Origin of the sequence: Thalassotalea sp. 273M-4, assembly GCF_041410465.1 — a bacterium.
Taxonomy (GTDB): domain Bacteria; phylum Pseudomonadota; class Gammaproteobacteria; order Enterobacterales; family Alteromonadaceae; genus Thalassotalea_A; species Thalassotalea_A aquiviva.
Window position 1 is genome coordinate 3142119 of record NZ_CP166961.1, and the last position, 24965, is coordinate 3167083.

Genomic DNA, 24965 nt, shown 5'->3' on the forward strand with positions numbered 1-24965 from the left:
GGCTAAATTAATTATAGGGTGTTGGTTAAATTTCGTTTAGAATAGCCAGCTTTTATCCATCGATGACAACAATTTTAGGAGCCCAGGTGACAGTTCCAGGTAATCTTTTTATTCTCTCCGCGCCAAGTGGTGCAGGTAAATCCAGTCTAATCAAAGGCTTGCTAGAGCAAGGTTGCGAACGCGAACTACAGGTTTCTGTTTCTCATACCACCCGCGCACCACGTCCAGGCGAAATTGATGGTGTGCACTACCACTTTGTGACGGTTGCAGAATTTAAACAACTGATCGAAGAAGATGCGTTTTACGAATGGGCTGAAGTATTCGGTAACTACTATGGTACGTCTGAAGCGGCCATTGACGCACAGCTTAACCGTGGTATTGATGTATTTTTAGATATCGATTGGCAAGGCGCGCAACAAGTTCGCCTGAAAAAACCCAATGTCACCACCATTTTTATTTGCCCGCCAAGCAAAGCCGAACTCGAACAACGTTTACACAAACGAGGTCAAGACAGTGAAGAAGTGATTGCAGGTCGCATGGCGCGCGCGCAATCTGAGTGTTCACATTATCAAGAATTTGATTATATTGTGGTCAACGATGATTTTGATCGCGCATTGGCTGAAATCACCATCATTGTTAAAAACCAACGACTAAAATTGGCACAACAAAAAATCAAACATCAGGCGCTGTTTGAACAATTATTGTCGGAAGATTAATAAGAGAAAGGCGCTTTTTATGCTTTTCTTGGTGTAAATTGGTGTTTTAGACACAAAAAGATCAAGATCTTTGCAAAATTTTGGCATAGAATAGCCAATCCACTAGCATAAAGTTTAAGCATTTAGTAAAATGCTAGACTTATTTAAAATTTTATTTTTCCTGGAGTAAGTACATGGCTCGCGTTACTGTTGAAGATGCAGTTGAAAAAGTAGGTAATCGTTTTGATTTGGTATTGATCGCATCACGTCGTGCGCGTCAAATCGCTACTGGTGGTAAAGATCCTTTGGTAGAACTTGAAAATGACAAGCCAACGGTACTAGCGCTTCGTGAAATTGAAGCCGACTTGATCAACTCTGAGATCATGGACAATGCCGAACGTCAGGAACAAGTGCAACAAGAGTCTGCTGAACTTGCAGCCGTTGCCGCCATTGTTGGTAACCAAGGTTAATGTAATTTTGGTTTCACCAAAATAAAACATACAATATGAAAAAGCCAATGACCAAGTCATTGGCTTTTTTGTTAAATGTTTTTAAGTTATTGTATAATCACAACTTAACAAACATTTTTAATACAGAGGTAAGGCTCTAAAACACCTATGTTTGACCAATTTTGAATCGAATTTAGATTCTTTGTGTTGAATCAATAGGGTTTGCTCAAAAACCTCTATACGACCCTTTTTTTAGTCGCTCGAGACTGGCATATTAATAAGGGTTGAGTCTATATTTTTATTTATTGTCGCTTTCCTGCAAACCATTTTCCATAGTTTAGATATCAAACATTGCAGGTAATTTGAGGCTTCTGGGAGTTGTAGGTGTACCTTTTTGAACCATTAAAAAAACAAGCCGAAACATATTTACCTGCCGATCAAATCGAATCGTTGAAACAGGCATATGTTGTCGCGCATGATGCCCACGACGGCCAAATGCGCTCAAGTGGCGATCCTTATATTACCCACCCAGTAGCGGTGGCACGCAATCTTGCCGATATGCATCTCGACCATGAAACCTTAATGGCCGCCCTATTACACGATGTTATTGAAGATACCGATTTAACCAAAGATCAGCTGGCCGAGTTATTTGGTAATACCGTTGCTGAACTTGTCGAAGGGGTAAGTAAGCTTGATAAACTGCATTTTAGTAATGTAAAAGAAGCACAAGCTGAAAACTTTCGCAAAATGATCATGGCGATGGTGCAAGATATTCGCGTGATCTTAATTAAATTGGCCGATCGCACCCATAACATGCGTACTTTGGGCTCTTTACGCCCAGACAAGCGTCGTCGTATTGCCCGTGAAACGCTCGAAATTTATGCCCCAATAGCCAATCGCTTGGGTATTCATGGGATTAAAAATGAGCTCGAAGTTTTAGGTTTTGAAGCCTTATATCCAATGCGTTCAAGAGCCCTAAAAGAAGCGGTGGTGCATGCGCGTGGTAACCGTAAAGAAATCATTGCCAATATAAAAGACGAAATAGAAAGTCGCCTTGAAGAATCGGGGATTCATGCTGAAGTGTTTGGTCGTGAAAAACACCTGTATTCGATTTATCGAAAAATGCTGAACAAAGAGCTGATGTTCAATGAAGTGATGGACATTTATGCCTTTCGAATTGTAGTCGATAACTCACTTGATACCTGCTATCGCGCACTGGGGGCAGTACACAACCTGTTTAAGCCCATTGAAACCCGTTTTAAAGATTACATAGCAATTCCCAAAAGTAACGGCTATCAATCGTTACACACATCCTTAATCGGTCCTCATGGGATACCTGTTGAAATTCAGATTCGAACCCAAGAAATGGATCAAATGGCCGATAAAGGGGTCGCGGCCCATTGGCTGTACAAACAAGATGGCGAAGACAGCAGTGGCACCACCGCGCAAGTTAGAGCGCGTAAATGGATGCAGTCGTTATTAGAGTTGCAACAAAGCGCCGGCAGCTCGTTTGAATTTATTGAAAACGTTAAGACTGACTTATTCCCAGAAGAGATTTATGTCTTTACCCCTGAAGGTAAGATCATTGAATTGCCCATGGGCGCAACCGCGGTTGATTTTGCCTACGCTGTTCATACCGATGTTGGTAATACCTGTGTCGGTGCCAAAGTGGAGCGCAAACCTTACCCATTAAGAAAGCCATTGCTTTCAGGGCAAGTAGTAGAAGTGATAACCTCTGTGGGCGCTCGTCCCAACGCAACGTGGTTAAACTTTGTGGTAACCGCGAAAGCGCGAATGCAAATTCGAAACTTTTTACGTTCAATGGAACAAAGTGAATCATTAAACCTTGGTCGGCGTTTACTTACCCACGCCTTAGGCAAAACAAAGCTCGCGGATATTGGTCCAGAGAAAGTGGCCGAGGTGGTTAGCGATACCGGCTACCACAGTCTTGATGAGTTATTAATCAACATCGGTTTAGGTAATGCCTTGAGTATTGGTATTGCTCGTCGACTTACCGGTGAATTTTCAAAAGACGATGTTGAACCCTCGTACGGTAAAGCCAAAATGCCAATCAAAGGTTCAGAAGGAATGCTGGTAACCTATGGTCGCTGCTGCCACCCTATCCCTGGCGACGACATTATTGCTTATATCAGTTCCGGAAAAGGCTTGATGGTGCACCAAGATGGTTGTCGTAATATCAGTGGTCGTGAAAAAGAATTGGGTAAGTTCTTCCCCGTTAAATGGGATACTGAGGTAGACAACGAGTTTATTGCCAGTTTGCGCATTGAAATCATTAACCATCAAGGTGTGTTAGCAAAAATCACCTCCGTTATTAGTCAATGTGAATCCAATATACGCACCCTAAATACCGAAGAAAAAGATTCGAATTTATATATGATCACCATTGAGCTAACGTGTCGAGATCGCATACATATCGCCAATATCATACGTAAAATCAAAATCATGCCAGATGTTCAGCGAGTAACAAGACCAAGAAAATAATCCTTAATCAAGGATCGCTGCGACGATTGGATCTATTATTAAAGAAACAAAGCAAAAACAACAAGAGACAGGACATGAAAACCATCATTTCAACCACGGATGCACCAAGTGCTATTGGTACCTACAGCCAAGCCGTAAAAGTTTCAAATACCGTTTATCTATCGGGTCAAATACCTTTAGAAGCAGAAACCATGGAAGTTGTTAGCGGTGATTTTGCAGCCCAAGCAGAGCAAGTGTTTAAAAACTTAGCCGCTGTTTGTGAAGCGGCAGGCGGTTGCCTTAACGACATGGTCAAAGTAAATATTTACATGACCAACCTTGATAACTTCGCGCAAGTAAATACCATTATGAGCAAGTATTTCACTCAGCCCTACCCTGCTCGAGCAGCGATTGGCGTGAGTCAGTTGCCAAAGGGTGTAGACATTGAAATCGATGGCATTATGGAAGTCCCAAGTACCCATTAATTGACAACCCGCAGGCTTAACGACCCTAAAAGCCTGCATTCTATTAGAGTTAGCCAAATATGACCCCTGAAAGACAACAACGCATTCTTAACATGCTAAACAAACGTCAAGTTGATTTAACCGTTTGCATGGAAGGCGTTCATAAACCCCACAACCTAGCCGCAGTCGTTCGCACCTGTGATGCTATTGGTGTAAATGATGTGCATGCGATCTGGAAAAATGAAACCATGCGACTCGGTGGCGGTAGTGCTGTAGGCTCGCAAAACTGGGTAAACGTGCATAATCACAGTAACACCACAGATGCAATAACCCGTTTGAAAGAGCAAGGGATGCAAGTGTTAGTCACTAATTTGTCAGATACGGCCGTTGATTTTCGTGAAATCGACTACACCAAGCCTACGGCAATCATTTTAGGGCAAGAAAAATTTGGCGCCTCAGATGAAGCGCTGGCGATGGCCGATCAAGATATTGTTATTCCAATGGTTGGCATGGTGCAATCATTAAACGTGTCGGTGGCCTGTGCGGTGACCTTATACGAAGCCCAAAGACAACGCCAACTGGCAGGCATGTATGACAGTCCGTCAGATTTAACGCCTGAGCAACGCAATAAAGTGTTGTTCGAAGGTGGCCACCCCATCTTTGCGAAAGCCTGCAAGCGCAAAGGTTTACCCTACCCTCATGTCGATGATAACGGCGAAATTGTTGCCGACCAGGACTGGTGGAATAAAATGCAAATGACCAAAGAGTCATGGGAAAATCTGGACCAATAATCGATGAATATGGCGCTGGGCGAAGGATTGCAAAATCTGGCAACGATTCCGATCACCGTATTAAAAGGCGTTGGCCCAAGCGTTGCGGCTAAACTGCAAAAGTTGGGATTAGAAAGCCTGCAAGATTTACTGTTTCATTTACCCTTGCGTTATGAGGATAGAACGCGGGTTTATATGATCCGAGATCTGATGCCAGGCTTGCACACCAGTGTTATTGGTGAAGTAACCGACAGCCAAATAACCTTTGGTCGTCGTCGCATGCTGTTGGTAAAGTTGCATGATGGCAGTGGCGAAATCACCTTGCGGTTTTTCCATTTTTCTGCCGCCCAAAAAAATAACCTTAGCAAAGGTACCATGCTTCGTTGCTTTGGCGAAATTCAGCGTGGCGCTCGGGGCTTTGAGATCATTCATCCTGAATACAAAACCATGGAAGCCGATCTGCAAACGCCTCAAGTCGAAGAAACACTTACCCCTGTTTATCCAACCACCGACGGTTTACGTCAAATCAGCTTACGTAAAATTAGTGAGCAAGCATTAGATAAACTCAGACAGGGTCGGGTCGAAGAATTACTCCCAGATGGCTTTTTTCCCGAAGCCATCAGTTTGGCACAAGCCTTATTAACCATTCATCAGCCCCCACCCGATGTGGCGGTGACCCTACTAGAAGAAGGCCGTCACCCTGCTCAGTTAAGGCTGATAAAAGAAGAATTGCTGGCGCATAATTTAAGCATGTTAAAGTTGCGCCAATCGAGTGATAAACACCCCGCAATTCCCTTACATATTGATCGTGAACTTGAGCAAAAGTTTTTAGCGCAATTACCGTTTTCGCCAACCAATGCGCAGCAACGTGTGGTCAAAGAATTACGAGATGATTTAGCTAAAAACTTGCCTATGATGCGATTAGTACAAGGCGATGTTGGTTCCGGTAAAACCTTGGTGGCAGCGCTGGCAGCCCTTACCGCGATAGGCCAAGGCTATCAGGTCGCGTTAATGGCACCGACTGAAATATTAGCTGAGCAACACGCGATTAACTTTGGTAACTGGTTTAAACCTTTGGGCATTGAAGTCGGCTGGTTGGCCAGTAAAAGTAAGGCCAAAGTTAAACAACATGCGCTTGCGGCTATTGCCGATGGCAGCATGCAAATGGTGGTGGGTACGCATGCCCTGTTTCAAGAGCAAGTGGTGTTTCACAATATGAGTTTAATCATTATTGATGAGCAACACCGCTTTGGTGTGCACCAACGGTTGGAATTGCGTGAAAAAGGCAAAATAAACGATTGTTATCCACATCAGCTCATCATGACAGCAACCCCAATCCCACGAACTTTAGCAATGACCGCATACGCCGACTTAGATACTTCGGTCATTGATGAGCTACCACCGGGACGAACCCCCATTACGACGGTGGCCATCGCCGATTCAAGACGCGATGATGTTATCGCACGGGTTAAAGCAAACTGTTTGCAACATAATCGTCAGGCCTACTGGGTTTGTACCTTAATTGAAGAATCGGAAGTGCTTGAATGTCAAGCGGCAGAAGATACCGCAACCTATTTGCAAGAGCAATTAGGGGAGCTTAAAGTCGGTTTGGTACATGGTCGTATGAAACCGATTGAAAAACAAGAGATTATGGATGCCTTTAAAGCAGGCGACATTGACTTATTGGTGGCAACAACGGTTATTGAAGTTGGGGTTGATGTACCTAATGCCAGTTTGATGATCATAGAAAACCCTGAGCGTTTAGGATTAGCCCAATTGCACCAATTACGGGGCCGCGTTGGTCGAGGTTCCATTGCTTCGCACTGTGTACTTATGTACAAAAGTCCATTATCAAAGACCGCCACCAAACGGTTAGGGGTTTTGCGTGAGTCCAACGATGGCTTTTTAATTGCCCAACGCGACCTTGAAATTCGCGGACCAGGTGAACTTTTAGGTACCAAACAAACCGGTCTTGCCGATTTGAAAATTGCGGATTTAGTTCGAGATGGCGAGTTAATCCCAGATATTCAGCAAAAAGCCTACCTACTTTGGCAGAAATCACCGGATGTGGCCCAGCGTTTAATAAATCGCTGGCTTGGTAGCAAAGAAAAATATTCCAACGCCTAAGACCGCTTTACCCCGATAGATTTATCGTTACGCTTTACGCTCTTCAGTTGAGCTTGCAGGTAGAAAAACGTACACTAGGCGATACTTTCACTTTCATCAGTAGCACATATAGTAGTATATCAATGGACACTTATAAGACTGACACAACCCATTTTGGCTATAAAACCGTAAAAACCGAAGACAAAGAAAACATGGTAGCAAGTGTATTTCATTCGGTTGCCAAACAATACGATATCATGAATGATTTGATGTCTTTTGGTATTCATCGCTTGTGGAAACGCTTTACCATCGATGCCAGTGGTATTCGCCCTGGTAACAAAGTCCTTGATTTAGCCGGTGGTACGGGTGACTTAACCGCAAAATTTGCAAAATTAACAGGTCCCCAAGGTAAAGTGATCCTGGCCGATATTAACTCGTCAATGCTCAATGTTGGTCGCGATAAACTGCGCGATATGGGCATTGTGGGTAATGTCGATTATGTCCAAGCAAATGCAGAAGCGTTACCTTTTGAAGACAACAGCTTTGACATTGTGACCATCGCTTTTGGTCTGCGTAATGTTACCGATAAAGACAAAGCTTTACGCTCAATTTATCGTGTGCTTAAGCCTGGAGGGCGTTTGTTGGTGCTAGAGTTTTCTAAGCCAGAGCACGACTTATTAAATAAAGCCTACGACTTCTACTCGTTTAATATTCTGCCTAAAATGGGCGATTTGGTGGCGAAAGATGGTGAGAGTTATCAATACTTGGCGGAATCGATTCGCATGCACCCAGATCAAGAAACCTTAAAGTCGATGATGGAACAAGCCGGTTTTGAACAAACAACGTACCACAATTTAACCGGTGGTATTGTCGCTCTGCATAAAGGCTTCAAATTTTAAATGTTTTCGATTGCCCAACTGATGCCCAAGCAAGTTCTCGCCTCGGTATTAGAAGCGAGCATTAATAAAGCATTGGTATTAAGTACCAATGCTTCTCAGTTAATGGCTCCTCTTAATGGACAGGCGTTGTCGATATATCTGCACGAGCTCGGCTTTATTCTGAGCTTTCGGGTGCAAGACCAACAGGTTTATGTGTTATCAGACAATAAAGCCGAAGAATGTCATATCGATACTTCGCTTAAAGTCCTGCCTAAGTTACGGCAATCCTCGTTATTAACCCAACTCATTAAAACCGGCCAATTAGATATTGAAGGCGATCCGAAAATCGCGCAACAATTTGCTCAAGTAGGCGAACATTTGGCGATCGACTGGGAACAACACTTGGCCAATAACTTAGGTGATGTCCCTGCCTACAAATTAACTCAACTGGGCAAGGCGGCAAAACAGAAACTGGGGATTAAACAGCAACAATTTAGCCAAGATGCTAGCGAGTTTCTGTTGCATGAACAGCGACTGTGCGTAAGCAACAGTGAGTTGTCGGTATTTAATCACAGTGTCAAAAACCTAGCACAGCAAGTAACAGAATTAGAACAGCGCATACAATCGCTTTGCACTCAGGCTAACAAAGGATGATCCGTGGCCAGTAAACGTTTATACACCATCGTAAAAACCTTCCTTACCTTTGGCTTAGATGAGCTTATTCCAGCTGAAAAATTGCCAATGTCGGCCAAAATTGCTCGAGCTTCCTTGTTTTGGCTACGCAATAAACACAAAGACAAACCGATAGAGCAACGCTTTCGACTCGCGATTGAATCTCTTGGGCCAGTGTTTATTAAGTTTGGCCAAATGTTGTCTACCCGTCGTGATTTATTATCAAAAGAGTTGGCCAATGAGATGGCCCTACTGCAAGATAAAGTGCCGGCTTTTGATGGTGAACTGGCAAAAAACATTGTCATTGAAGCCTTAGGCGAGGAAAAGTTTCGCCAACACTTTAGTCACTTTGAACAAAATGCCCTAGCATCTGCCTCTATCGCGCAAGTGCATTGCGCTACCTTACATCCAGACGATAGCGATACCCGTAAAGATGTGGTGATAAAAGTCATTCGCCCAGGTATTGAAAAAATCATCTTTGCTGATATCAAAGTCATGCAACGCTTTGCCCGCTTGGTTTGTCGCTTTTTTTCTGAAGGGAAACGCTTGCGACCGGTGGAAGTGGTCGAAGAATATCGTAAAACCATTATTGATGAGCTCGATTTATTAGGTGAAGCCGCTAATGCGATCAAACTAAAACGTAATTTTGAGAACGACCATGTACTGTATGTGCCTGAAATTTACAGTGAATTCTGTAGCTCTAGGGTTATGGTGATGGAACGTATTTATGGTGTTGGGGTAGCCGAAATCGATAAACTAGAAAGCGTCAATACCAATATGAAGTTATTGGCCGAGCGTGGGGTCGAAGTGTTCTTTACGCAAGTGTTTCGCGATAGCTTTTTTCATGCCGATATGCACCCAGGCAATGTATTCGTCGATGTCAGCAACCCAGACGATCCAACCTGGATAGCCATTGATTTTGGCATTGTCGGTACTTTAAACAAAGAAGATAAGCGTTATTTAGCCGAAAACTTTGTCGCCTTTTTTAATCGTGACTATCAAAAAGTCGCGCAACTGCATGTTGATTCTGGCTGGGTTCCACCCGATACCAGCGTGGATGCATTTGAAGTGGCAATACGCCGAGTATGTGAACCTATTTTTGAAAAACCACTCTCGGAGATTTCATTTGGTCATGTACTGATCAACTTATTTAATACTGCCCGTAAGTTTAATATGGAAGTACAACCGCAATTGGTCCTATTGCAAAAGACCCTGCTATATATTGAAGGCTTAGGTCGTCAACTTTATCCGCAGCTCGATTTGTGGCAAACCGCTAAACCATTTTTAGAGGACTGGGTAAAACAACAAATGGGGCCTAAAGCGCTGATTGCGGCCATTAAAGAAAACTTACCGTTTTGGGGCGAAAAACTGCCTGAGTTACCCGATTTAGTTTACGATTATTTAAAAGCAAACCGCGATAGAAACGCTCGCCAGCAACACATGTTGTCTCAGTGGCAACAGCAACAACGCGCTCAAAATACGGGTTTAAACTTGGTGATTATTGGTGGGGTGTTGGCAATTATTGGTACCATTTTACTGATTGATGAGCAAACCATTGCGGCCAGTGTCAGCGCTTTCATGGGCGTCGTATTGATTGTCAGCGGTTTACGAAAGTAAATCGCCTACTCACTGCGCTTAAAGAACCCTTCAACGCGCAACGCAATGCCCGGAGTAAACTTATAATCTTCATCTTCGGGCCATTCAAAAAATGGCTCGATTTCAAAGAATAACCACTTACGATATGCATTGATACGATAGCGATAACTTAACGTGTAGTTTTCAACGTTATAGCCTTTTTCGCTGTTATCTTCCCCTTTAATGACCACCCCCAACGAAGTAGCTCTTAAGTGATCGAGTTGATGTAAGTAATAAAAGCCATGCCGCCATTTGTTACCGCTAAAAGATTCCGATACCTTAACACTGTAGGAAGTGCGCAGTTGCTTATCCGCTGCTAAGCCATATTCGTACTCTAAAAACAACTTACTGCCAAGACCTTCATCAAGGTAGTAATAGAGCGAAGGCTGTACTTCGAAATGATGCTTGTCGTTATAAACTTTATCCCACTTATAGCGGGTTTTAACAAACACATCCCCGCCTGTAATCCCTAATCGGGTATCAATAAACTTAGACAATTTGTCTGCATTAATCACTCGAATCGCAGCACTAAAAGAGTCTTCTTTATGATCGCTTTGGGGCGATCGGGCTTCTGAAAACTGTTTGTTAATGCTTTCATCATCCAGATCGTCTGAAAATATCAAATCAACTTTATTTTTTAAGTTTGGTAATTTAACTCGCACCCGAAAACGTTGGGAAAACACGTCAAAATCTCGCGCTCGAGGTTCCCAACCTAATTGAATCCGAGCTAATGACTCAACCCCAACTTCTTCGATTTCATCGGCACCAAAAAAACTATCAAACCATTTCGCTGTGCCAAACACCGAATCACTGATGGTGTCATGAAAGCCATATAACCAATCGTCATCGTCGTTCGGATGCACAATAATATGCTCAACTTCAGGTGTGTCTTCCTGCGCACTGAGCAGCAGAGGACAAACCATCATAACCAATCCTAGAACGATTGCAGCCTTGGAAAAAATAATAATGCCACCTTGATCATAACCAGAGCGATGAAAATTCTTGTCTATGCAATTGTTAACTTAGCATATTAATTATCAACATTTATCAATTTTATGAAATAAATCAATCATTCAAATGCATTTTAATTTGATTAATTAGCGCTGAGAATTTAGTCAATACTCGCATCTAAACAGCAATTAGGTTTATAATGAGGCTTTAGTTCAGAACTTACAGGATAGTCACATGGCTGGGATCAGTATTTGGCAATTGTTAATTGTTTTTGCCATCATCATTTTGCTTTTTGGTACCAAAAAACTGCGTAATATTGGCAGTGATTTAGGTTCGGCAGTAAAAGGCTTTAAAAAAGCCGTCAGTGAAGATAAAGAGACCGATAAAGAAGATACTGAAAAGTTGGATCAACCGCAAAAGTCTGAAAACGAAGCGGCTAAGCAGAAAGAAAAAGATCAGGCCTAAACCATGTTTGATATTGGTTTTTGGGAGCTGATAATCATTGCCGTCATGTCGTTGGTGGTATTAGGACCGGAGCGAATGCCAACGGCTATTCGCACGGTACGTACTTGGGTTAATAATATTCGTCAGTTCAGTCAAAACGTACAAACAGAACTCAAAGAAGAGCTTAGAATCCATGAGTTGCATGGCAATTTAAAAAAAGCCGAGCAACAAGGGCTTAAAAACCTGTCACCGGAGCTTGAAGAATCCTATAACAGCTTAAAACAGGCGGCAGAACAAGCCAACCGTCCTTACGAGCAAACCCAAAGCAAAGCCAACCATTTAGAGCCCACGAAATCCGAAACGGGCAAATCCGTACAAAGTAATAACCAAGGCAAAGACACCAATGAGTCATGATGATAATGCGGGTTCAACCTTGTTTGAACACTTGTTGGAGCTGCGAAACCGACTGTTAAGAATGATCTTAAGCGTGCTGCTTATTTTTTGCGCGCTGGTTTACTTTGCGCAAGACATTTACCAATATTTGGCACAACCACTCATCGCGGTACTTCCTGAAGGCAGCAGTATGATTGCAACCGATGTTGCATCACCGTTTTTAGCGCCTTTTAAATTAACCATGATGGTGTCTTTCTTTTTGGCAATCCCTTATATTTTGTATCAAATTTGGAGCTTTGTCGCACCTGGCTTGTATCAGCGCGAGAAGCAGTTAGTCGCGCCCTTATTGTTTGGCAGTAGCATATTATTTTACGCCGGTATTGCCTTTGCCTACTTTGTGGTTTTTCCTGTTGCCTTTGAATTTTTTAGTAACTTCGCACCAGAAGGGGTAACGGTCGCAACGGATATTTCAAGTTACCTCGACTTTGTTCTTAAACTGTTTTTTGCCTTTGGTGCGGCCTTTGAAATCCCCATTGCCATTATTTTGATGTGTTGGACTGGCTTTACTACGGTTGAAAGTCTGCGTAACAAACGCCCTTATGTTATCGTTGGGGTATTTGTAATTGGCATGCTTTTAACCCCACCAGATGTGATTTCACAAACTTTATTGGCCATTCCTATGTGGTTGTTATTTGAAGTTGGGATCATCATTGCATCTTTTTATAAAAATCGAGAAGAAGACAATAATAATGAAGAGCAAACTCACGACGCTTAAAGTATTGACCCTAGGTGTGATGTCGTTAACCCCGATATTGCATGCGCATGCAAGTATTGAGCAACAATTAAAAGAGTGTGCTGGGATCAATACCGACCACTTACGTCTTGCCTGTTTCGATGCGATTAGTAAGAACCTTAACGCCCCAGATGCGGTAGCAAAAGAAGCCAAGATTAAGGCTAACACAGCGGATATCAGCCAAGTGCCAGAGCCTAAACCTGGACTTAAAAAAGCAATTGCCAATAAATCTTCGACGACCTCTACCACAGCAGCGGCGACAGTCGCCACAACCGCCGCCCAAAGTACAGCCAATAGCCGTGATGACTTTGGCCTAGAACATAAACAAGCCGCCAATTCGGATGTAAATGAAGTCACCTTAACCATTGTCGGGGTGAAAAAGTCTTTGCACGGCTATTGGACTCTAACGTTTGATAATGGCCAACAATGGCGCACCATTACCAGCACTTCGCGTTCATTTAAAACAGAGCAAAAAGTAACCATCCGCCGTGGTGTTTTAAATTCGTTTACTATGGCGCTGGAAAATTCTAATCGCACCTACAAAGTACGTCGTTTAAAGTAAGGCCTTAACGTGATTGATATAGGGGTGAATTTAAGCAATAAGCGCTTTGACAAAGATCGTGATGAAGTCATTCTTGCAGCTAAACACGCTGGTGTTGATACGATGATTTTAACCGGCACCAGTATTGCTGAAAGCCAGCAAGTGGTTGCCCTTTGTCAGCTCTATCCCAATATGTATTGTACCGCAGGGGTGCACCCACATGATGCCGATGGGGTATCTACCAATTACCTCGAAACGCTGCAAGATATTGCCAGTAACAATAAAGTGGTGGCGATTGGTGAATGTGGTCTGGATTTTAATCGCAATTTTTCAACCCCAGACAATCAACAACGCGTATTTGCCGAACAACTTGAGCTTGCAACCACACTGCAATTACCCGTTTTTTTGCATCAAAGAGATGCTTTTGATCCTTGGTCTGAGATTTTAAAATCACAGCTTGCCCAGTTACCCAATGGGGTTAGCCATTGTTTTACCGGTAATTTGCGCGAGCTCAAAGCATGCCTTGATATGGGGCTGTATATTGGCATCACTGGTTGGATATGTGATGAAAGGCGCGGTCAAGAGCTTTACGATATCGCGCGTTATATCCCGCTTGATAGAGTAATGATAGAAACCGATGCACCTTACTTGACCCCTAGAAACATTCGCCCAAGGCCAAAAAGTAGCCGTAATGAACCTAAGTATTTACCGTATGTGGCGAGCACTTTAGCGCAAGCAATGCAGGTTGAAGAAGCAAAAATTATTGAGCAAACCCGGGCGAACAGCAAAACCTTTTTTAATTTATAACAATAATTTACCCATCCCATTGTGATGCAAAGCTTTACAAGGAACACTTATGAACAACGTTAACCAATTTGGAAAATTCCCAGCGCGTCGATTGAGAAGAATGCGTAAAGCCGACTTTTCACGTCGCTTGATGTCAGAGCATCAATTAACGGTAGACGATTTAATTTACCCTGTTTTTGTTCTTGAAGGCGAAAACCAACGTGAAGCTGTACCCTCGATGCCAGGAGTTGAACGCAAGAGTATTGACTTGTTACTTGAAGAAGCGAAAGAGTTGGTCGAACTTGGGATCCCTGCTGTTGCCCTATTTCCTGTTACCCCAGCAAATAAAAAGTCTCTGATGGCCGAAGAGGCATACAATGATGACGGTTTAGCTCAACGTGCTGTTCGTGCTCTAAAACAAGCATACCCAGAGCTTGGGGTGATCACCGACGTCGCTCTTGATCCATTTACCACGCATGGCCAAGATGGCATCATCGATGATGACGGTTATGTTCTTAACGATATCACCAAAGAGATCTTGGTTAAGCAAGCCATATCCCATGCAAAAGCCGGTGCGGATGTGGTTGCCCCTTCCGACATGATGGACGGTCGAATTGGCGCAATTCGTCACGAACTAGAAGCGCAAGGTTATGTTAATACTCTAATTTTGGCCTACAGCGCGAAATATGCATCAAACTACTATGGCCCATTTCGGGATGCCGTAGGCTCAGCGGGTAACATTAAAGGTGGCAACAAGTACACCTACCAAATGGACCCTGCCAATACCAATGAAGCCTTGCATGAAGTAGCCCAAGATATCGAAGAAGGTGCGGACATGGTTATGGTTAAACCTGGGATGCCTTATCTTGATGTGGTTCGTCGAGTAAAAGATAATTTTCAGGTACCGACCTACGCCTATCAAGTCAGTGGCGAATATGCCATGCATATGGCTGCCATTCAAAATGGTTGGTTAGCCGAAAAGCCTTGTGTGATGGAAGGGTTATTGGCGTTTAAACGCGCTGGTGCAGACGGCATCTTAACCTACTTTGCAAAACAGGTTGCCCGTTGGTTAAAAGAAGGCTAAACCTCAATGCGTTAGCCAGTTTGCACGGAGCAATCTTACTGTTTGCTCTGTGCGCTTTATTTGGTAAATGGGTTGATATGAATGCCCAAGGCATCGTGTTTTATCGCAGTTTGTTTGCCTGTTTAAGCCTTGTCGTATTTTGTCTCTTTAGCGCTCGTAGCCTGCGTCTTGAATACCCAATGGTGGTTAAGCTTTTTGCCAGCGGCGCTTTGCTAGCAATACATTGGTGGAGTTTCTTTTACACCATACAAGTGAGCACCGTCACCCTAGGCTTAATTACATTTGCCTGTTTCCCAGTATTTGTCGCCTTACTGCAAGTATTTTTTGAGCCGCCACCGAGCTTAATCAAGCCACTGTTCATCGCTGTATTAAGTGCGCTGGGGGTCACGGTGTCAATTTGGCCTTCGCAATCCTTAGTCTTTCAACCTGACGCCATCGCCACGGGTTTGCTAAGTGCCCTAACGTTTGCTCTATTAACCTTGTGTAATCGACAATTTAGCCAACGGCTATCTGGAACTCAGATTGCCTGTTATCAAAATGGATTTGCCGCCCTTTTATTATTGCCTTGGGTTTACAATTCAACAGCCTGGCCTGAGCTCACTACGTTTGCGCAATTATTGCTGATGGGCATTATCTTTACAGCATTAGCGCACACCCTACTAATTCATTCCCTAAAGCAATTAAATGCCTTTATCGCCAGCATCAGTATAAATTTAGAGCCTATTTATGGTATTTTTGCGGCTTTTATATTGCTCAATGAACCTATCGATAGGTACATTATTTTGGGTGCAGGTCTGGTCATTAGTACGAGCTTTATTGCGTTAAAACCAGCCCCTAGAAAAGAGGAAGACGATTAACATCATCTTCTATCGTAACGAAATGTTTAGAGCGTTATGAATAACCTTGGATGGTAAGGAAAATATCCAATTGTTGGCAAAATTCAATTTCTTGATTGAGCTCGGCAAAAATCAACGGGTGTCGATCAAGCCATTGTTGCGATAACTGGACAATAATATTATGTTCTTCTGCCAAGCAGGTTATTTCTGGCATTGCCGAGTCATTTCGTCGTTTTGATAATATAACCGCTAGGCGCAAGAGCACAATGAGACGACGCATTTGTGCCGGGGCCAACAAGCCCTGTTGCTCTATCGATTCAAAGTTAAGATCGGTTTTATAATTGCTCACCAAGGCTTTTAAACAGCCTCGTTCTAGCGCTGAATAACCGGCTAAATCCGTATGTTCAATAATATAACTGGCGTGCTGTTTGTTGCCTTTATATTCCAACAATAAACCAATTTCGTGTAACGAGCAGGCGTTGCTCAAAAGTTCAGCACTGGCATCATTTAATTGCCAAGGTTCTTGTAATTGGGCAAAAATGGCCTTTCCTACTTCACCAACTTTATTCGCGTGTACTTGGTCAATGGAATAACGATTGATTAAACCGTTAACCGTACGCTCTCGAATACCAATGTCGCGCATATCGGGCAACAGTTCATACAATAAGCCTTCACGAATGGCGCCACCAGAGACAAACATATCGCGAACACTTAGGCACTGGAAAATGGCGATGAGAATCGCTAGACCAGGGGCAAATACCGGTTTGCGTTCAGCTTCTAAGCCATGAATATTGAGTTCTTCAATGACTTGGCAGGCGATTACTTGTTGCTTTAAAGCCAGCAGGTTACTTAAGCTAATACCACCTTGTAATTTTTGTACTTGAATGACTTCGGCAACCGCTTGAATGGTACCAGAAACACCAAGCACGACATCCCAACCCGCTTGTTTGTAACTGCCAGCGATACTGTCCAATTGTTGCGATGCCTTGGCAATGGCATCGCCAAAAGCTTGCTCGGAAAATTCACCACAGGCAAAATAGTTACTGTTAAAGGTGACACACCCCATGTCGAGGCTACAGACTTTAATGGGGTCAAAACCATCACCAATAATCAATTCGGTACTGGCACCACCGATGTCAATAACCAAACGTTTGTCAGCGCAACTGCTGGTATGTGCGACCCCAAGGTAAATTAACTCGGCTTCTTGCTCACCGCTAATTAAATGAACTTTATGGCCTAAAATGCGCTGGGCAATCTGCATAAATTCGTCCGAATTTTGTGCTAGGCGTAAGGTCGCAGTCGCCACAATCTTGATGTTTTCTGGGGGGATATCTTGAAGTCTTTCGGCAAAAAAGCTTAAGCACTCCCAGCCTCGAGCCATCGCTCGATCATCAAGAAAATTGTTGGCATCCAATCCGGCTGCCAACCTAACCTTGCGCTTGATTTTATCAACCACCTGGACGCTGTCAGCGACGAGGCGGGAAATCAGCATGTGAAAAGAGTTAGAGCCTAAATCAATAACCGCATACAAAGGTTGCGAAGACGGAGACAGATTTTTTGACATATAACTCTTCCTTGTTAAGAGCGTGGTGGGTGTGGCCGACGATGGTGACGATTAGCGCTAGGACGCTGACCACTTTTCGCTTTATTGCCCGAGCCATGATGACGACGAGGACGATATTTTGGCTTTGGTAAATCCGTTAACAACGCGGTGCTGTCATACTTACTTACAGGTAAAGAATGATCAATATATTCTTCTATTGCAGGTAGGTTAAAGACATAATCTTCACACGCTAAACTGATCGCATGCCCACTCGCACCAGCACGTCCGGTACGACCAATACGATGCACATAGTCTTCGCAGTCATCTGGTAAATCATAGTTAAAGACATGAGTAACACTTGGAATATGCAAACCACGGGCTGCGACATCGGTTGCTACCAGCACATCAAGGAGGCCTTGAGTAAATTGTTCAAGTATTTTCAGTCGTTTTTTCTGCGGCACATCACCCGTTAACAGACCCACACGAATGTCATCGGCTTCTAGGTGAGAAAAGATTCGCTCACAGGTGTGCTTAGTATTGGCAAAAATAATGGCTTTATCTGGCCACTCTTCTTCTAACAATGTTTGCAAAAGAGCCATTTTTTCTTCGTTTGACGGATAAAATAACTCTTCGGTGATACGCACATTGGTTTTTTGCTCTGGCTTAACTTCGACACTGACCGGATCGTTCATGTGTTCAAATGCCAACTCTTTAACTCGAAAAGACAACGTTGCCGAGAACAACATGTTTAAGCGCGAATTCGCCGCTGGCATTTTGCGAAACATATAGCGAATGTCTTTAATAAAGCCTAAATCAAACATTCTATCAGCTTCATCAAGAACCACGGCTTCAATTTTATCAAGGCTATAAACGCCCTGCTTTAAGTAGTCAATTAAACGACCGCAGGTACCAATGACAATATCAACACCCTTTTCCAAATCTTGACGTTGACTTTCATAACCTTCGCCCCCATATACAATGGCAAGACGCAAGCCACAGCTTTGAGCAATGGTTTTGGCGTCATTGTGGATTTGGATAGCGAGCTCTCGAGTAGGCGCCATAATGATGGCTCTCGGTTGGTTATGCTCCGGCTTAGGTTGCTTTAACAGATGGTGGAAAGTTGCTGCTAAAAAGGCAATTGTTTTACCTTCACCCGTTTGTGCCTGACCAGCGATGTCTTTACCTGATAATAAAACCGGTAGAGATTTTGCCTGTATTTCAGTACAAAGGTGAAAGCCCATAGTCTCTAGACCGTTTACAACGGGTTTAGCCAGACCCAGATCTGAGAATTTAATTTCGGTTAAGTGTGTTTTTTTCATACCAATTAGAATAACACTAACTACGCAGGGTATTAAGTATTATCTCTTTATATTCAGAAATTACTTTATATACTACTAACTTATTACGTAATCTGGTGTTTTGCTTGCAATTCAGCAAAAAATCGATTAAAAAATGCAATTAAATTTGGCAATCGGCCAATACAACGGAGAAAATAATGAGCGATAAAATTGTTCAGCTAACTGACGACAGCTTTGATGCAGATGTGATTAATGCCACAGGCCCTGTACTGGTAGACTTTTGGGCAGAATGGTGTGGACCTTGTAAAATGATCGCTCCAATCTTATCTGAAGTTGCAGAAGAGTACGACGGCAAAGTAACGGTTGCAAAACTTAACATTGACCAAAACTCTGACACCCCACCAAAATACGGTATCCGCGGTATCCCAACCTTATTACTATTTAAGGACGGCGAGATTGCAGGCACGAAAGTAGGTGCATTATCTAAAAATCAATTAAAAGAATTTTTAGACGCAAACTTATAAGCAAAAAGGTCGGTATACCGGCCTTTTTTCATTTTTATTGACATTAATCACCTTGTTACACTCATGTATCTTTACCAATGCGAATTTTAATGCTAACTTAAAGATTCATAACATATCTTATTTCTAAATCTTTTCGTTCTGTACAGCCATTCGGCAGCACATAACATTACAACCTTAGCTAATACAAAATAAAGCACAAAGACCCATCAATATGAACCTAATTGAACTCAAAGAAAAATCTATAAGCGAACTCATCAAGTTAGCCGAATCAATGAAGCTTGAACACTTGGCAAGAACGCGCAAACAAGATGTTATTTTTGCTATTTTAAAAGCCCACGCCAAAGGTGGCGAAGATATTTTCGGTGGTGGCGTTCTGGAAATTCTACAGGACGGCTTTGGATTTTTACGATCAGCGGATTCATCTTTCCTAGCGGGTCCAGACGATATTTACGTATCGCCTAGCCAAATTAGACGTTTTAGTTTACGTACCGGTGACACCATTTTCGGTAAAATTCGTCCACCAAAAGACGGCGAACGTTACTTTGCTTTATTAAAAGTTAATGAAGTTAACTTTGATAAACCAGAAAACTCGCGCAACAAAATATTATTTGAAAACTTAACGCCAGTTCACCCGAATTCACGTCTAACCATGGAACGCGGTAATGGCTCTACCGAAGACATCACCGCCCGTGTTCTTGATTTGGCGTCGCCAATTGGTAAAGGTCAACGTGGTTTGATTGTGGCACCACCGAAAGCTGGTAAAACCTTGTTACTACAGAACATCGCCCAAAGTATTGCGCATAACCACCCAGAATGTGAGTTAATGGTATTACTTATTGACGAACGTCCTGAAGAAGTTACCGAGATGCAACGTTTGGTTCAAGGTGAAGTGGTTGCATCAACTTTTGATGAACCGGCCAGTCGTCACGTACAAGTTGCTGAAATGGTAATTGAAAAAGCCAAACGCCTAACCGAACACAAAAAAGACGTGGTTATCTTACTTGACTCGATTACCCGTTTAGCGCGTGCATACAACACGGTTATTCCTTCGTCGGGTAAAATCCTTACTGGTGGTGTTGATGCGAATGCATTACATCGTCCAAAACGCTTCTTTGGTGCGGCCCGTAATATTGAAGAAGGTGGTAGCTTAACCATTATCGCAACGGCATTGGTCGATACCGGTTCGAAGATGGATGAAGTGATTTACGAAGAATTTAAGGGTACCGGTAACATGGAACTGCACTTGTCACGTAAAATTGCTGAAAAACGTGTATTCCCTGCTATTCACTTTAACCGTTCTGGTACTCGTCGTGAAGAGCTATTAACGGCTCAAGACGAACTGCAAAAAATGTGGATTTTGCGCAAAATCGTCCATGAAATGGGTGAAATTGATGCCATGGAGTTTATGATTGATAAACTGGCAATGACCAAAACCAATAACGAATTTTTCGATTCGATGAAGCGCAAATAATCCATAGCGCGACGAAATAAAGCACTTTTCAATAACATGCTTTGATTAATTGAAACCCGGTTTTTACCGGGTTTTTTGTTGCTGTTGTGGTAGCCACTCTCACCAAGTCATTTTCAGTCGCAAAAACAAATACCTTATTAGGCTGTATTTTTCGCTTTGGGCTTGCGTTTTTTACAGCATCTTTGCTTATTTTAAGCGATAATTGGGCTATTCGTTTTTTACCTTGAGAATTTTGTTTGAACCAAACCACAGGCAAACGCCTCAATAAATACATCAGTGAATCTGGCTTTTGCTCTCGTCGAGAAGCCGACAAGCTTATCGCCGATGGCGTCGTCACGATCAATGATAAATCACCTGAGCTAGGCACCAAAGTACAAGACGGTGACATCGTTAAAGTCAATGGCAAAGTCATAGGCGCCATGCCCGAAAACAAGTCGGATCGAGTGTATATTGCTTATCATAAACCCATTGGCATCACGTGTACGACCGAGCGTCACGTGCGCGGTAATATTATAGATGCAATCAATCACAAGCAGCGCATCTTCCCCATTGGTCGCCTAGATAAACCCTCTGAAGGGCTAATCTTTTTGACCAGTGATGGCGATATTGTGAATAAAATTTTACGCGCCGAAAATGCACATGATAAAGAGTATATCGTTACGGTCGATAAGCCTATCAGTGAACGCTTTGTCCAGCGTATGGCCAAAGGGGTGCCAATTTTGGGTACAGTGACCAAGCCCTGCCAAGTAAGCGTGGTCAGCAAATATGTTTTTAAAATCATTTTAACCCAAGGTTTAAACCGCCAAATCCGCCGGATGTGTGAATACCTCGGTTATGAAGTTACCAAACTCAAGCGCACCCGTATTATGTCGGTGTCTCTTGATGGTTTAAAACCTGGCCAATGGCGTAATTTATCCCGTAAAGAAATGCAGGAAATTAATGCCGCTGTTGCCTATTCGCGAAAAACAGCCGTGGCCAACGATGAGACTCCAGCAAGCAGCAAGGTAGCCAGTGAGCCGCTAGAACCTGTTAACCATGATGGCGAAAACTTAAAGACACAAGACAGTGCTAGCACCACAAAGCCGGTGCGTAAAAAGCGCATCATTCGTGATTTCAGACCCAAAGAGCAAAAACCGGGTAGTTATAAAACGAGCAGCAATAATGTAAATCGTAACAAAGCTACAGGCAATCGATTATCTGGCAAACTTGGGTTAAAAAAGAGCAAAACAGATAGCTAAGTACAGAACGTTGCTTCATCAAAAAAAAGCCAGAACCCCAATCAATTAAGGTTCTGGCTTATTCTAATGTCACCTATACCTAAGCTCGGCAAAGCTTATGGCGAGAAACCGTTACGGCCGGGTGTATTGCATGGGTTTATCGCTATCAAGATTAAGATATCGGTCTCGTAACTTAGTTTGACGTGACTCTAATCGCACTTCTTCCCCATTAATGATGACATGCTCAGGTGCCACCATGACTTCAAGTGGATCGCCTTGCCAAACAACAATATCTGCTTGCATACCCGCTTTTAAACGGCCAACCAGGTCGTCAATACCATAAATTTTTGCTGGAACGGTAGTTAAAGACGCTAGTCCCGCTTGCCATGACAAGCCATGAGTCACGGCATTACCCGCATTTTGCGTTGCTAAACGAATATTGTGACTGCCCATGCCTATGGCAACATCAACCCCTGCTTGCTCTAAGCGAGCAGCATTGGCTAAGGTCGCGCCGTTTTGATCAAAGCTACTTGGCAAATTAAACTCTGGGTTGATGATCACCTCAAAACCAGCTCGAGCAATGTCATCGGCAACACGCCAAGCTTCGGTGGCACCGACTAGGGTAATATCAAGTTTTGGATAGTCAGATTTTAACTCGATTAAACGACGAATATCAGGCGCTCGATGAATGCTAACCAATAACGGCATGTCGCCATTTAATACTGGTACTAACGCTTTCGCATCGGCTTTCGAAAGGCTACCATGCCATTCGGTTTGTGGGGTAAAGTTAAAATTGCTCGCGTACTTTGCTTCCTCAAGAGCGGCTTTAAATTGCCCCCACATTGCGGCTCTGCTACCACCACTATAATGAGCACCTGAGCTGGACAAGTCGACCACCATATACGCATGTTTTTTACGCACCGGCATATCATCATTACCGAGTGTAATGATTGCGCCACGGCCTTTAAACATCGCATCAACACTGCTTAGCGCTGAAGCCGCACTGGTAAAACCTTCAATGCGGGTGACATCACGTAAACTGGTGTCTGGGGTGATGGCATCACTGGCATCAAGCGCAGCACTGATCCCAGCTTTGCTCACACCTGAATCATTAATCCCAGCCCAAGAAGGTACTTCAACCAAACCAAGTGATGTATATGCACCAATCAACCCCGGTGTTACCACTTTGCCACGGCCATCAATGACCCGGTAGTCTGTTGGAACCTTGACATCACCAGCGACGACTTTTTCAATTTTATTATGGCGAATAAATACCGTGGCATTATCCAATGTACCTTGCTCAGCCATGGTATGGACAGTGGCGCCTGTTATCGCAATTTGTTCGGCTAAAGCCACGCCCGATACAGATATCGCCATCGCAGTGGCTAAAACACTCAAAGATAGCTTGCTCATTTGTGATCTCCTTCACCCGTTTGCCCTAATTCATAATCACTGATCGCCCAAGATTTCGGATTGTTTAAGTCATACGCTAAACCACCGTCAATGAACACCAATTCGGCTTGAGCATAGGTTGAAAACGGATCCGTCGTCCATAACACTACATCGGCATTTTTCCCTACTTCTAACGAACCGGTTTGATTAAAAATACCCAATGATTTGGCAGGATTTGCCGTTAACCAAGTCCACGCATCGGCTTTGCTAAAATCAAGCCCTGCACGTTGACCGTCGGATAATGCTTTGGCGGCTTCTTGATTTAAACGTTGAATACCTGTGGCGCTGTCTGAATGAACAATGGCGCACGCTTTCGCCTTAGCGACCATCGGGATATTTTCGCGGATACCATCGAAAGCTTCCATTTTAAAACCCCACCAATCGGCCCACATCGCCGAACAAATATTGTTTTCGGCTAACTTGTCAGCAATTTTATAGGCTTCAACCGCATGTTGAAATGACGCGATTTGATAATCGAACTCTTTCATCACATCCATCATGGTGCCCATATCATCCGCTCGGTAGCAATGCATATGCACTAAAATATCACCGTCTAAAACCCCGGCTAAGGTATCTTTGTTTAAATCACGCTTAGGGGGGGTAACGTCTTTACCGGCTTCATAATCGGCTTGGTACTTTTCCCAACTGGCTTTGTACGCTTGTGCATCGGCCCAAGCTTGGCGGTAACCAGCCACATTCCCCATACGCGTTGATGGGCCACCTTTTTTACCGTATACCCGCTTTGGATTTTCACCACAGGCCATTTTTAACCCGTAAGGTGCATCAGGAAACTTCATATCTTGAATAACCCGGTTTGGTAGATTCTTAACGGTTACGCTACGACCACCGACAAGATTGGCAGAACCTGGGAGTATTTGTAACGAGGTCACACCACCGGCTAACGCGCGACGAAAGCCAGGATCTTGTGGCCAAATAGAATGCTCAGCCCACACGGCCGCGGTGACCGGTTTGGTCATTTCATTGCCGTCAGAGTGTGAACCTGTGCTCGGCGATGGGTAGACGCCCAAGTGACTGTGTACATCTATAATACCAGGTGTGACCCACTTGCCCTTACCATCGATCACCTTAGCATTACTGGCATCAAGGTTTTGACCAATCGCTTGAATTTTCCCATCGGCCAATAAAATGGACGCATTTTCAAGAAGCCCACCAATACCATCAACTAACGTGACATTGGTAATTAATGTCGGCTCGCTCGGTAAGGCTTTGTATGTGCTGGGAAACGGATCGGGATTAATCTCCACCATCGGGTCGCGCTCTTTCTTAGCCTCTTCACTACCACCGCATGCCATTAACATGGATACAGCAAGTAAGCTTACAGAGGTTAATAGAGCATTATTAAACGTTCTCTTAGTCATGATATCTCTTAAGTTTTTTATTTTAGAATCGAGATTATGCTAACAACCACAATGGTTAAAGTCATGGTTACTGGTCGTAAATATTATGCTAATCAAAGAAAAC

The 24965-nt window shown here is 43.4% G+C and carries 24 protein-coding genes; 19 read left to right on the forward strand and 5 right to left on the reverse strand.

Annotation, left to right across the window (positions count from 1 at the left end):
- Positions 1 to 62: 62 nt before the first annotated feature.
- The 9 genes from gmk (at position 63) to ubiB (ending at position 10132) form a co-directional block, all read left to right on the forward strand.
- A complete protein-coding gene (gmk, locus tag ACAY00_RS13980) occupies positions 63 to 716 on the forward strand; it encodes a guanylate kinase (protein WP_371375005.1) in 654 nt (217 codons plus the stop codon).
- 173 nt (positions 717 to 889) lie between these two features.
- A complete protein-coding gene (rpoZ, locus tag ACAY00_RS13985; RefSeq protein ID WP_371375008.1) occupies positions 890 to 1165 on the forward strand; it encodes a DNA-directed RNA polymerase subunit omega in 276 nt (91 codons plus the stop codon).
- Positions 1166 to 1528: 363 nt separating this feature from the next.
- Entirely contained in the window at positions 1529 to 3646 is a 2118-nt protein-coding gene (spoT, locus tag ACAY00_RS13990) for a bifunctional GTP diphosphokinase/guanosine-3',5'-bis pyrophosphate 3'-pyrophosphohydrolase (protein ID WP_371375011.1), read from the forward strand.
- Between the two features lie 74 nt (positions 3647 to 3720).
- Positions 3721 to 4110, forward strand: a complete 390-nt coding sequence (locus ACAY00_RS13995) for a RidA family protein (protein WP_371375014.1) — start codon at positions 3721 to 3723, stop codon at positions 4108 to 4110.
- A gap of 59 nt (positions 4111 to 4169) precedes the next feature.
- On the forward strand, positions 4170 to 4880 hold the full coding sequence (trmH, locus tag ACAY00_RS14000) for a tRNA (guanosine(18)-2'-O)-methyltransferase TrmH (protein ID WP_371375016.1): 711 nt from the start codon (positions 4170 to 4172) through the stop codon (positions 4878 to 4880).
- 9 nt (positions 4881 to 4889) lie between these two features.
- Complete coding sequence (gene recG / locus ACAY00_RS14005) at positions 4890 to 6986, forward strand: ATP-dependent DNA helicase RecG (protein ID WP_371379741.1); 2097 nt, start codon at positions 4890 to 4892, stop codon at positions 6984 to 6986.
- A gap of 122 nt (positions 6987 to 7108) precedes the next feature.
- A complete protein-coding gene (ubiE, locus tag ACAY00_RS14010; RefSeq protein WP_371375019.1) occupies positions 7109 to 7864 on the forward strand; it encodes a bifunctional demethylmenaquinone methyltransferase/2-methoxy-6-polyprenyl-1,4-benzoquinol methylase UbiE in 756 nt (251 codons plus the stop codon).
- Entirely contained in the window at positions 7865 to 8497 is a 633-nt protein-coding gene (locus ACAY00_RS14015) for an SCP2 domain-containing protein (RefSeq protein WP_371375021.1), read from the forward strand. It abuts the gene before it with no gap.
- Positions 8498 to 8500: 3 nt separating this feature from the next.
- Positions 8501 to 10132: a ubiquinone biosynthesis regulatory protein kinase UbiB gene (gene ubiB / locus ACAY00_RS14020; protein WP_371375024.1), complete on the forward strand. Its 1632-nt coding sequence runs from the start codon at positions 8501 to 8503 to the stop codon at positions 10130 to 10132.
- A gap of 5 nt (positions 10133 to 10137) precedes the next feature.
- Here ubiB and ACAY00_RS14025 read toward each other — a convergent pair whose 3' ends face one another.
- On the reverse strand, positions 10138 to 11076 hold the full coding sequence (locus ACAY00_RS14025) for a hypothetical protein (protein ID WP_371375028.1): 939 nt from the start codon (positions 11074 to 11076) through the stop codon (positions 10138 to 10140).
- Positions 11077 to 11335: 259 nt separating this feature from the next.
- Here ACAY00_RS14025 and tatA point away from each other — a divergent pair, with 259 nt between their 5' ends.
- From tatA to ACAY00_RS14060, 7 genes are read left to right on the forward strand one after another with little or no spacing between them, the layout of a single operon-like run.
- Complete coding sequence (tatA, locus tag ACAY00_RS14030; RefSeq protein ID WP_371375031.1) at positions 11336 to 11566, forward strand: Sec-independent protein translocase subunit TatA; 231 nt, start codon at positions 11336 to 11338, stop codon at positions 11564 to 11566.
- A gap of 3 nt (positions 11567 to 11569) precedes the next feature.
- Positions 11570 to 11959: a Sec-independent protein translocase protein TatB gene (tatB, locus tag ACAY00_RS14035; RefSeq protein WP_371375034.1), complete on the forward strand. Its 390-nt coding sequence runs from the start codon at positions 11570 to 11572 to the stop codon at positions 11957 to 11959.
- Complete coding sequence (gene tatC, locus ACAY00_RS14040) at positions 11949 to 12713, forward strand: twin-arginine translocase subunit TatC (RefSeq protein WP_371375037.1); 765 nt, start codon at positions 11949 to 11951, stop codon at positions 12711 to 12713. Before tatB ends, tatC begins: the two co-directional genes overlap by 11 nt.
- Positions 12688 to 13293: a hypothetical protein gene (locus ACAY00_RS14045; protein WP_371375040.1), complete on the forward strand. Its 606-nt coding sequence runs from the start codon at positions 12688 to 12690 to the stop codon at positions 13291 to 13293. The genes tatC and ACAY00_RS14045 overlap by 26 nt, the downstream gene beginning before the upstream one ends.
- Before the next feature lie 9 nt (positions 13294 to 13302).
- Positions 13303 to 14079, forward strand: a complete 777-nt coding sequence (locus tag ACAY00_RS14050; protein ID WP_371375043.1) for a TatD family hydrolase — start codon at positions 13303 to 13305, stop codon at positions 14077 to 14079.
- 49 nt (positions 14080 to 14128) lie between these two features.
- A complete protein-coding gene (gene hemB / locus ACAY00_RS14055; RefSeq protein WP_371375046.1) occupies positions 14129 to 15142 on the forward strand; it encodes a porphobilinogen synthase in 1014 nt (337 codons plus the stop codon).
- Positions 15124 to 15999 (forward strand): DMT family transporter, encoded by an 876-nt coding sequence (locus ACAY00_RS14060; RefSeq protein WP_371375048.1) that lies wholly within the window; start codon positions 15124 to 15126, stop codon positions 15997 to 15999. Before hemB ends, ACAY00_RS14060 begins: the two co-directional genes overlap by 19 nt.
- A gap of 34 nt (positions 16000 to 16033) precedes the next feature.
- Here the strand turns inward: ACAY00_RS14060 and ACAY00_RS14065 are convergent, their stop codons facing one another.
- Together ACAY00_RS14065 and rhlB are read right to left on the reverse strand one after the other, a co-directional pair.
- On the reverse strand, positions 16034 to 17542 hold the full coding sequence (locus tag ACAY00_RS14065; protein WP_371375050.1) for a guanosine-5'-triphosphate,3'-diphosphate pyrophosphatase: 1509 nt from the start codon (positions 17540 to 17542) through the stop codon (positions 16034 to 16036).
- 14 nt (positions 17543 to 17556) lie between these two features.
- A complete protein-coding gene (gene rhlB / locus ACAY00_RS14070; protein WP_371375052.1) occupies positions 17557 to 18840 on the reverse strand; it encodes an ATP-dependent RNA helicase RhlB in 1284 nt (427 codons plus the stop codon).
- A 176-nt stretch (positions 18841 to 19016) separates the two neighbouring features.
- Between rhlB and trxA the strand changes: the two genes are divergently transcribed.
- The 3 genes from trxA to rluF all read left to right on the forward strand — a co-directional run bounded on the left by trxA (position 19017) and on the right by rluF (position 22052).
- Positions 19017 to 19343 (forward strand): thioredoxin TrxA, encoded by a 327-nt coding sequence (gene trxA / locus ACAY00_RS14075; protein WP_371375055.1) that lies wholly within the window; start codon positions 19017 to 19019, stop codon positions 19341 to 19343.
- A gap of 211 nt (positions 19344 to 19554) precedes the next feature.
- A complete protein-coding gene (rho, locus tag ACAY00_RS14080) occupies positions 19555 to 20814 on the forward strand; it encodes a transcription termination factor Rho (RefSeq protein ID WP_371375058.1) in 1260 nt (419 codons plus the stop codon).
- Between the two features lie 236 nt (positions 20815 to 21050).
- Entirely contained in the window at positions 21051 to 22052 is a 1002-nt protein-coding gene (gene rluF / locus ACAY00_RS14085) for a 23S rRNA pseudouridine(2604) synthase RluF (protein ID WP_371375061.1), read from the forward strand.
- A gap of 111 nt (positions 22053 to 22163) precedes the next feature.
- Here the strand turns inward: rluF and ACAY00_RS14090 are convergent, their stop codons facing one another.
- Positions 22164 to 23444, reverse strand: coding sequence for an amidohydrolase family protein (locus ACAY00_RS14090; protein WP_371375065.1), 1281 nt, complete (start codon positions 23442 to 23444; stop codon positions 22164 to 22166).
- Entirely contained in the window at positions 23441 to 24862 is a 1422-nt protein-coding gene (locus tag ACAY00_RS14095; protein ID WP_371375069.1) for an amidohydrolase, read from the reverse strand. The genes ACAY00_RS14090 and ACAY00_RS14095 overlap by 4 nt, the downstream gene beginning before the upstream one ends.
- Positions 24863 to 24965: the final 103 nt, after the last annotated feature.